The organism is Kribbella koreensis (assembly GCF_039525325.1).
GTDB classification, from domain to species: Bacteria; Actinomycetota; Actinomycetes; order Propionibacteriales; family Kribbellaceae; genus Kribbella; species Kribbella koreensis.
This window is the reverse complement of record NZ_BAAAHK010000008.1, coordinates 234,119-248,407: the sequence shown is the minus strand read 5'-3', so window position 1 is coordinate 248,407 and position 14,289 is coordinate 234,119. Positions and strand designations below refer to the sequence as shown.

The 14,289-nt window shown below is 64.4% G+C and carries 13 protein-coding genes; 8 read left to right on the top strand and 5 right to left on the bottom strand.

All coding sequences use genetic code 11. The features are described from left to right. Positions 1–508: 508 nt before the first annotated feature. Both ABD116_RS19225 and ABD116_RS19220 read right to left on the bottom strand, forming a co-directional pair. Positions 509–1,171, bottom strand: a complete 663-nt coding sequence (locus tag ABD116_RS19225; protein WP_343971612.1) for a hypothetical protein — start codon at positions 1,169–1,171, stop codon at positions 509–511. Between the two features lie 327 nt (positions 1,172–1,498). After that, on the bottom strand, positions 1,499–2,293 hold the full coding sequence (locus tag ABD116_RS19220) for a hypothetical protein (protein WP_343971609.1): 795 nt from the start codon (positions 2,291–2,293) through the stop codon (positions 1,499–1,501). 498 nt (positions 2,294–2,791) lie between these two features. Here ABD116_RS19220 and ABD116_RS41820 point away from each other — a divergent pair, with 498 nt between their 5' ends. Continuing rightward, on the top strand, positions 2,792–3,334 hold the full coding sequence (locus ABD116_RS41820) for a DUF6932 family protein (RefSeq protein ID WP_425552099.1): 543 nt from the start codon (positions 2,792–2,794) through the stop codon (positions 3,332–3,334). Positions 3,335–3,336: 2 nt separating this feature from the next. Further along, a complete protein-coding gene (locus tag ABD116_RS19215; RefSeq protein ID WP_343971607.1) occupies positions 3,337–4,254 on the top strand; it encodes a hypothetical protein in 918 nt (305 codons plus the stop codon). A 333-nt stretch (positions 4,255–4,587) separates the two neighbouring features. Here the strand turns inward: ABD116_RS19215 and ABD116_RS19210 are convergent, their stop codons facing one another. From ABD116_RS19210 to ABD116_RS19200, 3 genes are all read right to left on the bottom strand, one after another. Beyond that, positions 4,588–6,081, bottom strand: coding sequence for a Fic family protein (locus tag ABD116_RS19210; RefSeq protein WP_343971604.1), 1,494 nt, complete (start codon positions 6,079–6,081; stop codon positions 4,588–4,590). A gap of 94 nt (positions 6,082–6,175) precedes the next feature. Next, entirely contained in the window at positions 6,176–6,730 is a 555-nt protein-coding gene (locus ABD116_RS19205) for a flavoprotein (RefSeq protein ID WP_343971601.1), read from the bottom strand. Further along, positions 6,727–7,920, bottom strand: coding sequence for a helix-turn-helix domain-containing protein (locus ABD116_RS19200; RefSeq protein WP_343971879.1), 1,194 nt, complete (start codon positions 7,918–7,920; stop codon positions 6,727–6,729). Before ABD116_RS19200 ends, ABD116_RS19205 begins: the two co-directional genes overlap by 4 nt. 546 nt (positions 7,921–8,466) lie before the next feature. Here ABD116_RS19200 and ABD116_RS19195 point away from each other — a divergent pair. The 6 genes from ABD116_RS19195 to ABD116_RS19170 are packed head-to-tail and all read left to right on the top strand — an operon-like array spanning position 8,467 to position 14,041. After that, on the top strand, positions 8,467–8,715 hold the full coding sequence (locus ABD116_RS19195) for a DUF6284 family protein (RefSeq protein ID WP_343971598.1): 249 nt from the start codon (positions 8,467–8,469) through the stop codon (positions 8,713–8,715). Further along, on the top strand, positions 8,712–8,957 hold the full coding sequence (locus ABD116_RS19190) for a hypothetical protein (protein WP_343971595.1): 246 nt from the start codon (positions 8,712–8,714) through the stop codon (positions 8,955–8,957). Before ABD116_RS19195 ends, ABD116_RS19190 begins: the two co-directional genes overlap by 4 nt. Then, complete coding sequence (locus ABD116_RS19185; RefSeq protein ID WP_343971592.1) at positions 8,954–9,898, top strand: hypothetical protein; 945 nt, start codon at positions 8,954–8,956, stop codon at positions 9,896–9,898. Before ABD116_RS19190 ends, ABD116_RS19185 begins: the two co-directional genes overlap by 4 nt. After that, positions 9,898–11,463, top strand: a complete 1,566-nt coding sequence (locus tag ABD116_RS19180) for a DNA cytosine methyltransferase (RefSeq protein ID WP_343971589.1) — start codon at positions 9,898–9,900, stop codon at positions 11,461–11,463. Before ABD116_RS19185 ends, ABD116_RS19180 begins: the two co-directional genes overlap by 1 nt. A 47-nt stretch (positions 11,464–11,510) precedes the next feature. Next, on the top strand, positions 11,511–11,747 hold the full coding sequence (locus ABD116_RS19175; RefSeq protein ID WP_343971586.1) for a hypothetical protein: 237 nt from the start codon (positions 11,511–11,513) through the stop codon (positions 11,745–11,747). 2 nt (positions 11,748–11,749) lie between these two features. Next, positions 11,750–14,041: a cell division protein FtsK gene (locus ABD116_RS19170; RefSeq protein ID WP_343971583.1), complete on the top strand. Its 2,292-nt coding sequence runs from the start codon at positions 11,750–11,752 to the stop codon at positions 14,039–14,041. Positions 14,042–14,289: the final 248 nt, after the last annotated feature.

Here is a 14,289-nt window from a genome sequence, read left to right as displayed (position 1 = left end):
AGTGAGGAAGCTCGGTATCCCAATCGAGTGAGCCGCGACCTCTGGGTTATGAGTAGCCCCACGGCTGTCTCAGAAGCAACGACAGGGCCAGCGTCCGCAGAACCCGCGCCTCACCGGCGTCCGATCCGTCTCACTCGACTCATGAGGATCGTCAACTCTCGCGACGGCTTGAGTACAGATCTGGGTACGGAGTCGAGCACATCGGACCGATTCCATGCCATGGATTTCCCCTACGCTGCGGTCGCCTTGGAGCATACGCGTCCGAGTCCACTGACGTCCGGTGCCGTCCGGGCCGATACAGGTCGTAGCCTCCCAATTAGCCTCCCGGCAACCAATGGAGATGCCCTCGCCGGAGTCGCGAATCTGACATCGAACATGGCGCAGAGGGTATTCCGTAAGCAAGGGTGGCCCACGGAGCGGACGGCCCCTCAGCAGCGTTCAGTGGCAGAGGCTGGAAGACCCCTAGATCGGGGCATGTCCCACGCGTTACTGGCCGCCAACACGTAGCTCAACGGGACTGACCTACGGAAACCCCGGATCCATCAGCATCACTCATCCGTTCGAGTGCGTCGTACAGCAGGCGGCCGAGTTCGGTGATCTCGTACCGGACGCCACCCAACACAGTCATTGACGTGGCGAAGCCCTGGCTTACGAGCCGAACCAATGCAAAGGCCACCGCCTCGTCAGGGAATCCAAGACGCCGGCCGATCACCTTTGCCGTCTGGACGCCGGGAGGATCCTCTTCCTTGCTGCGCTGATCGAACACATGCAGGTCGCGGATCTCTCGCAAAACACGCACGTCGTCCCCATGGAGGCTCCGGAGACCACCAAGGATTAGCTCGTACTCGGTGGCGCGCTCCAGGTCGCCGATTGCCGCCCCGAAGGCAGCTCCCATCGCCTCAAGTAGGTGACTCTGGCCAGTCATAGCGGCTTCCCACAGCAGGCGTGTGAGCAGCGGTACCAACTCCGGCTCGTTCTCGATTCGCTCCGCCAAGTCTTCTCGAGTCAGGCCTGAGACCTGGACCGCCACCTCCAGCGCCTTGGACCTGTTTCGGCCCCATTCGTCAAGAACCACGGTGAGCATCCGCTCTACCAGTGGCCCGACTCCAGGCAAGATGACAGAAGCCATCTCGCCGCCGATTTTCGCCGGAAGCGGCTCGCTGTTCTGCATTCACGAAGGCTAGTCGTATTAAGCCCCCCGCAGCACATGCAGGTGGGCGGACAGACACCTGACTCACACGAGCCTCAACCACTGGCTGCCGAGAGGAGCCATATCTCTCTCAGGTGGACGGCCAAGATCAATCGTCCCTGCGGATCCGTACGGGCGCCGGAGCTGGACCTGCGCCCTCCGGGTTATGAGTAGCCCAACGGGTGTCTCAGAAGCAACAGGAAGTGCGGACATCTGCAGGATTCCCGGCCGACCGGCGTCTGACCGTCTCATTCGGCTTGTTACATCCACCGCCTCTCAGGTCGGCTTGGGTACAGATCGAGCACAGTTTTATGGCAACCAAGGCCCGGTCTCTAGCAGAAACCTCAGTCTGCTCTCCGCAGCCCTGAACTCCTTGTTGGCTAGCTGGACAACATCATAAGACGGCCAAAGTTTCCGACGCTCGCCCAGAGCCTTTCGGGCTGCTGCATCTAGCTCGTGAGCTGCGGTTGCGATGTGTGGATGTGCAGCGCTATCCAACTCAGCGAGCAGATTCGTGATCCTCATGTCGCCGCCCGCAGCGTGGCTGAGCGCAGCAATCACGAGACCGGCAACCTGTCCAATCCAGAGGAAGGCTGCAGCCAGCTGCAGATTTTTTCCAAAAGCTCGCCCTACGTACCTACCTGAGCCTTCATCATCGTCGAACTTGAATACCATGTCTATCGCAACTCCGGTCATACCCAACATAAAGAAGCCAAATGCGCCGGGCTCATCGGTGGGACCATTCTTACGGTCCAAGGTCTCTCGCGTCTCGTCGATCTGCACGAGCAATGTCGCCACTGCAGCCTTTACCTTCTGAAGGGCTGCATCAGCCGCAGCAACCTCCAACCGAGCGATATCCTGTTGGCGAGCTTTACGTTCTTCATCCAGCGCTATACGGGTACGTCGATTAATCCATAATGCCGCCGCAAGGGTAAGAACGGTCCCTATCGCGGCGCCAACCTGCGCCCACGCTGCGACCCAGTCAGCCGCCGAAGACTCGGGATTCGGAGCAGAAACAGCCACTGGAGACAGAGAGATCGGTGATGGCGAAGGAGCCATCCACCTCAGGAAAACATGTAGCACCAAGGACTTCAGGTCCGACACATTAACTCCCCCTCTAGCCGCAACCCTTCGGAGCTTAGGGCATCGAGCGCCACCTCATCCACGCCATGGATTTCCCGTGCGCTGCGGACGCCTTGGCCCACACTTCTCTGAGTCCACTGACGTCTGGTGTCGTCCTGGCCGATGCAGGGTCGTAGCCTCCCGATTAGCCTCCCAGCAACTACGAGGAGATGCCCCCACTTGACCGCGGGCATTGGGCCGGCGGCTGAGTGTCGCTGCTGCGACTGGCTGGCCGTAAAGCAGAGGAACTCCAGGCGGGGGCATCTCCCGTGCGCGGCGGCCAGCGGCCCTGTCAACACACCGACGTGAGGACGCGAGTTGATACTGACAAATCTGACAAACCCTCCCTGCCTCCCGACGTAGCCACCCCAAGGCTCTACGCCACGCCCGGCAAACGTCACTCTTTGCTGTTGCGTCAGGTTTTCTTCAGACTAGAAATCTGGAGGTGCCTGTGCCTGACCCAACAATCCAACTCGTCTCATGCTGGCGACCCGTGGAGGTGAACAGTTGACCTTGCCAGCGCTCGATGCGCATGGCCTGCTTCCGATCTCTCCAAGTGCCCGCCACCACACCTCAGCCGTAGAGATCGAGTCGCTATTCGTGGCTGGCGCCCCTAGCCACAAGGCTCTCCGACGTGATCTCTGGGACGCTTACAGCTTGTGGGAACGGCGAGTTCGACAGCACTTTGGCCACGGTGAGGCCTGGCTGTCTGGCACATTTGTCACGCATATGCCTAGGCAGCCCGAGCTACGTGTCGTCTTCTTTCCTGCCACCCCTAGCATGGTTGGCAACGCCGTTCGCCGTGGCGATGTGGGTCTAGGACTGCTCACGCTGGGCGACGTCTTCTATATGTCGCCGCAGTCTGGCGGCTCAGTCGAGACCATGCACGCTGTCGGTGGCATGATGGATAGTCAGGTGGGGTCGCCAGCGCAGAAGGATGGGTGGGACGCCATGTGGTCACTTGTCGCTGAACCTCGCAGTCATACGCAATTTGCCGCCGGCTACGTGAGCCTGACGGTGTAGTCATGGTCGACATCGACGAGATCCGACGACGGGTCAGCGCCGCGAGTCGGATCACACCCAACTCTGGCGATCCTGACTACGACCAGTTGGCAGCAGGCTCCCTCATCGCCTGCTTCAACCGTCTTGCGCCGCGCGACGTCGCCCTTCCGATCGAGGGGCTAGTCGTCCTAGAAGTGTCCTCCCACTCAGGTGGTCGACTCCCCGCACACGAGCAGGGACGGCTTGAGGCGTCCATGGCGCGGGCCATCGCATTCGTCGGCGCCGCGATCACACATCCTGATTCAGATGTAGTCCGTCTGGGCGCGGAGAGCTTTCGCCAGGCATTGGTCTACACGAGGCCCACGCCTACTGGCGCGATCGCGTTTCTACCGGAGCGACCACCGTCACTTCCAGGGATGAGCAGCGAAACCGTAGCTGAACTCGCTATGGCTCGTCTTGCGAACATTCTCCCGGGTAGCCCAGATGACTCTGGCGCTAGCGAACGACTCCTCGCCCTGCGTCAGCCTGAGCGTCGCGCTGTTAGCGAGGTCGCGGACGCGGCACGGCCCTTGGCCGGGCTGTCGCTCCTGCTCCTGAGTCAGGACGAAGTAGTCCACTCAACGGTCACAAGCGCCCAGGCCGAGAACATCAACGACTTGCTCCATGACGCTGACACGGTTGTAACTCGCATGTCTCCCATCTACGGGCGACTAGATGGGATGCGTTTTAGCCGCCAGACGTTTTTCCTTCAACTAGAGGACGGCCCCGACCGTCAAGGTCTCGTAGACGTTGACCTCATTCCGCGAGCCAAGGAGCTCCTAGATCAGCGGGTGAAGGCGACGCTGGAGCGAGTGGTCACTCGTAGAGGCAATGGATCGGCGAGCAGGCCGACGTATCGACTGGTTGAGGTGGAGCCGGCACCCTCCCCCGGCTTGTTCTGAAGAGGCCCCGGCAGCCTCGCTGGCCGAGATTAAGCCAGCAGGTTTACGGGGGGACAACGCTCTGACCAGACTGGGAGGCCCTTAAGCACTGGTCTACCGCACGGATCCCTCAGGCGTGCATGTTTCGAGAATCTCAAAGTTCCTAGAAATGCCGCGCTTGGGCTCGCGGCCGTCCCTCAGCGAGCGCATCACCACGGAGCGGCGGGCACCTCACCACGAGACCGGGGCCGAACCCGCAGGTGGCCTGACAAAACTGACAAAACTGACAGAACCCACCGGTGTTGTGCTTCACGCTGGACGACCGTCTCGCCATGCCCACCGCTTCCTCCACCTTCAGGCTTCGGTGTCGCCGGACGCCGCAACGGGCGGCTCGATTTCCAGGCGTGCTCGGCCGTGTTCGAGGAGCAGCGACCGAGCCTCCTCCACGAGTTTCGCTAGCGTCCAAGCGAACACCCGGGAGGCGAAGGTATCGATCCTGATATCCGCTGAGGCACTAAGATTTGGGCTAATATCTTCCAGTCTCAGATAGATGTTTGCAACGGGAGCATTACTTCTGACTACTACCGCGTGGCGGCTATCGGTAGCCATTGATAGGTGGACTTCGACCTGCGCCTCGCGCCGCATAGCAACGCCAACGTTGGTGACAATCGCAAAGTCGATATGCGAAAATGAGTTGGTTAGTTGCTGACCGCGCAGGAGCTTTATTTCGGCGGAGATTTTGTCCCCCTCGATATACCTGTAACCCCGCTCCGGCACAAACCGATCATGACCGTCTCGGACAATTACCGATCCGGCAAACTCTTCGGTCTGAGTGCCAGCGCTCTTCAGCGCCGAAGCGATCGCCCGAAGGACACGGTGTGCTGCGTCATCTCGACTCTCGATGGGCGTATTCGACTGCTCAAGCAGGGCTCGAAGCTCTGATGCTAGATCCTCGCCCTTGGGGGACTCATTCGCGTCAAGTAACTCGATCAACCATGCCATAGCATCGAAGCATCGATTCTCGAAATACATTAAGCCGCGCTGAAGGTCACCCCGATCCATCGCTTCCAACGCCTGAAAGTAGGGGAACTTTCGGTCTGCGAAAACCAGAAAAGGTACGCCATCGCCGGCCAGGAGGAACATCGAAGCGACCGCACGCGCTACACGGCCGTTACCGTCCGCGAAAGGGTGAATATGCGCAATCGCCCAATGAGCGTACGTTGCTTGAAGAATCGCGCTGCCCTGGTGAAACTCGTCGGAGTTGAGCGCGTCAACCAATCTCGCCATTTCCGGTTGAGTATCGATTACTGGGGCATATAGATAGCGGCGGCCGCTTCTAGTTCGCACTTCATTTGCGGTCTCCTTGTACTGACCGCGCGGCAGGACCCTCTCCTGAGCCCCGATCGGCGTATGTACCGTGAAGGTTTCTTGGCCTTGCGTGACCTGGCGGTGCAGCTCTCGGAACCAGACCTCCGTGAATCGATCGGGGACATTGCCAATATCACCGTAGACAGACAACTGGGCCTCGATGTGCCCAAGGGCCGGTGAATCGTCGTTGCCGAACCTCTCCTGCCAACCATCTTCATCAAGAGCGACCGACATAGTCGCGCCAGGCGTCGTCTCGTAAAGCAGTTCGACAGCCCCCGTCTCCACCGCCGCGGCTCGCACGATCACATCGAGGCACTGCCGATGATTGTTGCCCCCTATGTGATCCACCCGGTCGGCAATCGCATGTCCGAGCTGGTGATGCTGGCGCTCGTCCAGCTGCAACCCCACGAAATCTGCAAAGTCTCTGATTGGGCTGTATGGCTCCGGACTTTCTGCCGCAGCCAAAGATGGATTACTCACGCCTACTCCCGGGATCTGTTAGATGCAAACGTCCAGTTGAGTGCGCGCCAACGGCGTCTCACACTCCCTCCTATGCCGCCGGGCCGGGCCAGATTTAGGGACCCCGAGTCTCGCCGGCAGGCTCGAGTTCGCCAAGAACCCAATCCCATCGAAAGCTCTCGGCGATATGGTCCCCCGTGCCGGACTCAACTGGATCCAGCGAGGCGGTCGAGCCATCGTGCGGATCGACCACCCGCACTCCCGCATATCGGAGTACGGCAAGCGAGGCGAGCCAGGCCGGATGGCCTGCGAGGTCAGTTTTGGCGAAAGGGACCGCGACCGTCCTCGTTCGCGAGCCGAGGGCGGCGCACAGGGTCGTGAGCGGGTAGGTGTTGGCGTTGCCATTAGCCCAGGCGTTGAGGGTGTTGAAGGTCGCCGGAACCACGACGATCGCATCAGCCTTGGGCGCGCGCTTTGCCTCCGTGGGCTTGCGGTTGCCCGTCAGGATCGGGACGTCGGCTAGATCTTGACTTTCAAGCCATGGGAGAGCTGCGTCCGTCGGGATTACGTAGGGATTCCAGCCGCGTGAGCGGGCGGCGCTAACGCCGTCGGCCACGCGCGCGGCGAGCGGGGCACCGCATGTGACGATGTAGAGGGTGCGGTCGGTCACGTGAGGACTCCTGCACGGATTGCGATGGTATTCAGAGCCGGGGTCGGTTTGCGGGAGCGCTTGAGGATTTCGCGGACCAACTCGCGGGCGATGGTGTGGTAGCGGATCGACTCGGGGGCGACGCGCTCGGCTTGCTGGAGGTGGAGGATCGCTTCCATGTCATTCTTGGCCTGAGCCTGTGCCCATGCGAGGTCGATGTGAAGGCGGGAGCGTCGGCCTTGCAAACCGGCAGGCATGGCGTCGGGGTCGACTTCGGTGGCGACACGCAGCACGCCGGCCGGGTCACCGAACTCAGCCGCGACAGATGCCTTGTGGATCAGGACATTGGTTGGTCCGAAGGCAGTCCACCAATGGTTGCCGTCGTGGGCGAGTAGGCCGGCGAGCTGTTCGGCTGTCGCCAGGCGCTCGGTAGAGGTAGCTCGGTCAGACCGTCGGGCGGCTATGACGGACGAGATCAGCCAGAGCGAACCGGCGAGTGAGACTGCATCCGGGGCATCGGAGCCAGTCAGGCGCATCAGACCTTCAGCAGATCTAACCGCGACCCGCTCGGCGTCATCCGTTCGCTGGCTGCGGAGCAAGGCGCAGACCACCTGGTACGCCGCCATGCCTTGGGCCGTCTTCGATTCGGCAGCCATGGCAGCATGTGTGGCGCGGTCAGCCGCCAGCCAACCGAGCTGATGCTCACCGACCTTGGTCAGGAGCTTCGCCGCAGCCGAGTACACCGAGCACCGGGCGAGATGGGTCTCCCTGCCGTCGCGGCCTTGGAATCCGTCGTAGGCATCGGCGGCCCGGATGAGGTCCGGAAGCATCGCGGTCGCGGTCTGATACCTCGCAGCCTGGTAGGCCTGGTGCACCTGCACAGCGCCATTTCGTAGTTGCGGGAGAGGCCAAGGCGATGCCTGCTCCCCTAGCAGGTGGTGGTAGCCCGCGAGCTGACTGCGGACGGCGTCAACAGCAGTCACCTGCTCTGAGGCGTCGGGGGCGAGAACCCAATCGCGGCCGATGAGATCGGCCACGTCGATTCGCAGGACCGTGGCTAGGTCATTCAGGGTCGACAGGCGATCTACACCCCGGATGCCGCGTTCGACCTGCGACAACCAGGAGCGGGACATTCCGATGAGGCCGGCCAAGGCATCTTGGGACATGCCGCGTCGCTTGCGGTAGGCCCCGATGCGCTCTCCTACGTGCATCTGCACTTCCCCTCGTTGCTGTGGTCTCCCCTAGTGAACCGCGGCCTTGCCCGGTGAATGCGCAAAAAAGTGCGCAGCCTGCCGAGTGCACAGCGGGAGCCCAATCCGCACCGACGCTAGGGCCATGACCGAGCTGAACACTCAGGAACTCACCCTCTTGGGGCCAGGGGCGGCGGGAGGCACACCCTCAGCCCGCGCAATCTTGCGGATATACGCAGCTGTGAACGGTGATAGCCGCTCAACCTCCGTCGGCGGTACGCCGGACTTCAGTGCCGCCAGCACAGCAGAGAGCACCTCTTGCCGCGCTTCTTCGTGGGCGGACTCAGTCCGCCGGTACCGACGTGTCGCGGTCGCCAGGTCTTCGCGTTGGTCACTCACCCAAGCAGTGTATCGCGCCTCGCTTGCGCAACTCAGAATCAAGCGATACCGTGTTGCGCAACTTAGTTTCGCTTCGTCAATTGGCGCGACTCGCAGCGACGCCCCGGCGGAGGCAACCGCCGAGGCGTCTGGGCCGCGCCAGTCCCTTCACGAACAGGAGCAAACCCAATGAGCATCATCCACCTTGCATCCGTCAGCGGCGAGGACCCGACCCCGGCCGATTTGGCCGCGATCGAGCGTGAGTGGCCGGTGATCGCAGCCGACCTGGCGGAGCTGGACGCGGAGATCGCAAGGCTCAGCATCGGTCCTGCGGTGTCAGAGCTCGACCGACGTCGGGTCCGCCGTGCGGAGCACGTGGTTTTGAAGGCCGCCCGCGAGTTGGGCCACCGCGTCCCGGAGACGGAGGACGCGGCATGAGCCGGCGGACGCTAAGCCTCGAAGAGGTGTGGGCCGAGAAGCTCGGTCTTGAGACCGCTGGAGCCGCTGTAAGTGGCGAGCTGGCCGCCCGTTTCGCCTACCTCGTGCAGTTCGTGCTGGGGAACGAGATGCCCCCGGCCGGTTCGGCCGAGGAGGCGACCGCGTACGGCGATCTGTGGATTCTGTCGGGGTTCCTGACCGATGCCCGCCAGATCATTAACGGCCAGGAGGTGGCCCGATGAGCGCACTCGTACAGGCCCCGCCGGCCCCGGCAAAGGCAACGAGCGTGGACAAGTTGCGGGCTCAGGCGGCTGAGGCGTCGCAGGTCCGGGCGCTGTCGACTCACCCCGACGTTGTGGCGCTGCGGGTCGAGTCGATCCGCACGCAGGTTGACCGGTGCATGTGGCTGGGAATCGTTCTGGGGTTGGCGTTCACGATGGTCAACGTCCAGGCGTTCGCCGCCGCTGGCGCTACGGTGGGATCGTTGCCGTGGATCGCTGCGTGGCTGCTGGACCCGATGGTGTCGCTGGTCCTGATCGCGGTGTTGCGGGCAGAGCAGATCACCGCGCGGTACCAGGTGACCGACGCCGGGCCGTGGATTCGCCGGACGAAGCGGTTCGCGTTCGCCGCGACCTATGTGATGAACACCTGGTCTTCGTTCGGGCACGGCGACGCTGCCGGGATCGTGCTGCACTCGGTCCCGCCGCTGCTGGTGTTCTGCGCTGCCGAGACCGCCCCGGTACTGCGGGACAGGCTGACCGAAGCGGTACTGCGCGCCGAGCAGGCCGCCGTGCTGGCCGACCCGCACAAGGCCGCTGAGCCGCTGGCCGTGCCGGTAGTAACGCAGGAGATGCCCCCGCCTCCGGTGGCGCTGGAATCGGCTCCTGCAGAGGCGGGCGGGGCATCTCCCGAAGTGGCCACCAAGACCACGGCGACCCGGTCAACGCGCAGGCCGTCGTCACGGAAGAAGACGGCCAAAACGGGCCGGATGCTGCTGGCTGACTACGTCGCGCTGGGTCTGGCCAAGGCCGACCCCGAGACCCCCGCGGACCAGGTCACCCCGGCCTGGGCGCGGAAGATGACCGGCTGTTCTGCGGGCCTGTCGGCCAAGGTCGCCACCGGTGTCCGTGACCAGCTCGCCTCCGCCGACGCGGTGGCCCTGATCGAGAAGGCGGCTGCCTGATGACGCTCACGATGACTGACCTGTTCTGTGGTGCCGGTGGCTCCTCGACGGGCGCGACGATGGTGCCTGGTGTGTCGGTGCGGATGGCCGCGAATCACTGGCGGCTGGCGGTGGACAGTCACAACACGAATCACCCCGGCGCGGACCACGACTGTGCTGACCTGTCGCAGGTCGACCCGTCGCGCTACCCGCGCACCGATCTGCTGTGGGCTTCGCCTGAGTGCACGAACCACTCCCAGGCCAAGGGCCGCAAGCGCAACGTCGATTCCACGCCCGATCTGTACGGGCAGGTGCTGCCGCTGGAGTCGGCGGAGCGGTCGCGGGTGTCGATGTTCGACCCGCTGCGGTTCGCCGAGTACCACCGTTACGCCGCCGTCGTGATCGAGAACGTCGTTGACGCGGCCAAGTGGGTCATGTGGCCCGCGTGGCGCGCGGGCTGGGCCGCGCTGGGCTACTGCCTGCACGTGGTCTACATGAACTCGATGCACGCCCAGGCCGGCGGGCGGCCCGCGCCGCAGTCACGCGACCGGCTCTACGCGGTGGCGCACCTGAAGACGACGCGCTGCCCGGACCTGGACCAGTGGACCCGCCCACTGGCCTACTGCCCTGGTTGTGACGAGGTGGTGCGCGCGATGCAGGCGTGGAAGAAGCCCGACAGGGCGTGGGGCCGCTACCGCGCTCAGTACGTGTGGCGCTGCCCGCGCGTCTCGTGCCGCAACAGCGTGGTTGAGCCGGGGTGGCTTCCTGCATCTTCGGCGATCGACTGGACGATTCCGGGTCAGCGGATCGGCGACAAGGCCCGCCCGCTGGCTGACAAGACCATGGCCCGGATCGGTGCCGCGCTGGAACGCCAAGCCCGCTTGGGTGCGCCGCTGGTCGTGCCGATGGAAGGCCGCGACGGCAAGCAGGCAACACCGGTGACGGCGGTACTGCGGACCCAGACAACCCGCAACGAATCCGCTCTGCTGGTCCCCGCGGGCGGCACCTGGAACGACGCCGCGACCAGCGTCGCCGACGTGATGCGGACCCGGACCGCGAACGAGTCCGAAGCGCTGGTTGTGCCGCTGCGGGCCAACAACACCGCCAAGGGGGTCGGGCAGGTCTTCGACACGTTCGCCGCCGCTGGCAACCACCACGGCCTGTTGATGCCCTACTACGGCAACGCAACCACCCGCACGACCGACGACCCGCACGGCACGTTCACCGCGCACGACCGGTTCGCGCTCGTGATGCGCAACAACACCAGCACCGGCGACGGTGCCGAGATGTCCACCCCTGTTGGTGAATCGCTGCGGACTCTCACGACCGCCGGGCATCAGTCACTGCTGGAGTACTCGACCCCGACCGTGGACGACTGCCTGTTCCGGATGCTGGAGCCGCACGAGATCGGCGCCGGCATGGCGTTCACGCCCGGCTACGTCGTGCTCGGCAACAAGCGCGAGAAGGTCCGCCAGCTCGGCAACGCCGTCACCCCACCCGCCGCCCGCGACCTGGTCGCCGCTGTCGCCGAATCGCTCGGTCACAGCGTCGGTGACCTGGCTGGCTCGCAGGCGGTGGCGGCATGAACTTCAACTTCGGCGCTCAGTTCTCAACCCTGGCAGGAGAAAGCCCGATGACGCTCAAGCTCTGGCTGCTCACCCGTACCGACGACGTGAACTACGACGAGGTGGCGGTCATGGTCGTCGCGGCGGTCGAGCTGTGGCCGGCGCGCGGGATCGCCGCCGCGTCGCACGGCCGGGAGTCCGGTGCCGTGTGGGCCTCGCCGAACCACTCCACCTGTGACCTGATCGGCACCGCCGCCGAGGGCATCACGCCCCGCGTCCTGCTGGTCGACGTGAAAGGAGCATGAGCATGCCCGATGACGAGCAGAGCAACGTTCACCGGCTCTACGACACCGACCACACGAGCGACCACGAGGCCGTTCAGGACAGCATTCATGAGGACGTTCACGGGATCGTTCACAGTGACGCCGAACGGGTCGCCATGGACGCTGCCGCCGAGGTTCACGACGCCGACGTCATCGAGGGGGAGGTCCTGTCCGAGGAGGAGTCTGCCGCACTGGACCGCCGCCTTGAGTCGCGCGGTGCGCTGGTCGTGCGGCGAGCGACCGCGCCGGTGCGGGTGGTGCGGTCGGCGGCGGTCGCGGTCAAGGGCCACGAACCGACGATGAAGGTCGGCAAGGCGACGCTGCGCCACACGTGGACGGTGGTTCAGGGTGCGGAGTCGTTCGCCAAGCGTGCCTACGACGCGTCCACGTTCGGCATGTACCGGCGCCAGATGAAGGCCGCTGAGGCGGCCGGTGACCGGGAGGCTCTGAAGGAGTGGGCCGACCGCAAGGAGATGGCCACCGAGCGCCGCCACAAGCGCCTGATGGACCTGCCCCGGCTGTTCATCGGCCTGGTCAAGGTGCTGGCCGCGACGCTGCTGGGTATCCCGCTGGCCGTGTTCGTGATCGCCGTGCTGACCAAGCTCACAGGCAACGGATCGTTCACGGGTGTCTGGCTGGGGTTCTTCGCCGTGATCGGTTTCGTGATCGCTGCGGTGTCGTTCGTGTGGGGTCTGCTCCTGGTCGCCGCGCCATTCCTGTTCGTGCTGGCCATGTATCGCGAGGGCAAGCGCCGTGCGGAGCCGCCGAGCTGGCTCGTGACGACCGGCGAGAACGAGTTCGATCTCGCGATCGATGAGACGACGATCGCCCGCGCGCTGGACTCGCTGCGCATCCCGAACATCACCCGCTACCTGAAGGAGGGCTACAAGCTCCAGTTCATCACCCCGGCACGCCAGCAGGGCCGGGGCACGCACGCCCTGATCCGGCTGCCTGGCGGCGTGCCCGCAGCGGAGATCTCCAAGCGCCGCGTCGCTCTCGCGACCAGCCTGCACCGCGCCGGCTCCGAGGTCTGGCCCACCACCGGCGACGAAGCCGGGATCTTGGACCTGTGGATCGCCGACAAGGGCGCGCTGGCCGGTGGCCCCGGGCCGTACCCGCTGCTGACCGAGGGCCTGGTAGACGTGTTCAAGGGCGTCCCGGCGGGCAAGTCGCTGCGCGGTGACGAGCTGCGTGAACCGGTGATGGGCCGCAACTCGATCGTGGGCGGCGCACCGGGTCAGGGCAAGTCCTCGGCGTCGAAGACGTTCATGGCCGGATGCGCGCTGGACCCGACCGTGGAGATGCGGATCTGGGTGCCCGACCAGAACTTCGACTTCGAGCGGTTTAAGCGCCGCTGCTCGCGCTATGTCATGGGTGCCGACGACGAGTCGATCCGGCAGATCCGCGACGACCTGAAAGAGATGTTCGAGGAGATGGAGCGGCGCGGCGAGCTGCTCAAGGCCTACCAGGTCGAGCAGGTCACCCGTGAACTCGCGGACAAGAACGTCGGTATGCACCCGCTGGTTGGTCTGCTGGAAGAGGCTCACGTGGCGTTCCAGCACGAGGAGTACGGCGCGGAGATCGCCAAGTACGCCATCGCGCTGGTGAAGCTCGGACGCAAGCGCGGCATGCACTTCCGGGTCTCGACGCAGGCTCCGACCGCGACGTCGCTGCCCAAGGACGTCACCCGCAACTGCACCAACAACACCGCGTTCTACGTGCAGGACTATGTCGCGAACGACGGCCTGCTCGGTCAGGGCGCGTTCAAGCAGGGGGTACGGGCAACTGACCTGATCCCCGGCGAGAACCGTGGTACGGCGATCGTGAAGGGCTTCACCGCCGCCAAGTTCGAGACGTTGCAGTGGTACTTCCTCGATGGTGCCGAGGGCAACGACCAGATCACGCCCATCATCGACCGGGCGCTGGCCGCCATCGCCAAGCGTGAGTTGCCCGCGCCGGGCGACTCGCGGCGACCGGAGATCGAGACCCGCGACCTGCTCGCCGACCTGGACGAGGTCCTCAACAACGAGCTGGTGCCGATCGCCGACGTGCCCGCCCTGCTGCGGGATCTCGCCCCGACCTGGCAGCCGTACCAGTCCCTGTCCGGCAAGACGCTGCGGGAGATCCTCGCCGCCGAGCACGGCATCAAGGTCCCCTCGACCGGCAACAAGTTCCCCCTCAATCCCGCTACCGTCCGTGACGTGATCGTCCTCCGGCAGCGCGACGCCGGCGCGACCGACGACACCGACGAAGACACCGACACGATCGCCAGTTAACCCCGAGGCTGGCGCCGGAAACGCTGCTCTCAGCGCCCTGACCAGGCCGTTTCCGGCGCCGGTTAACCCGGCTAACTCGGTAACTAACCGCAGGTCAGAGCCACATTGCCCCGATCTCACTCGCCGAGTGAGGAACCTAACCCGATTCCCGCCAGCTAACTCAACCCCGAATCTTCCGGCGACGCCCCGAACAAGGTCATCGCCTCCACCTCCCACGCCCCGACCCGATTACAGAAGGTGACTGACTG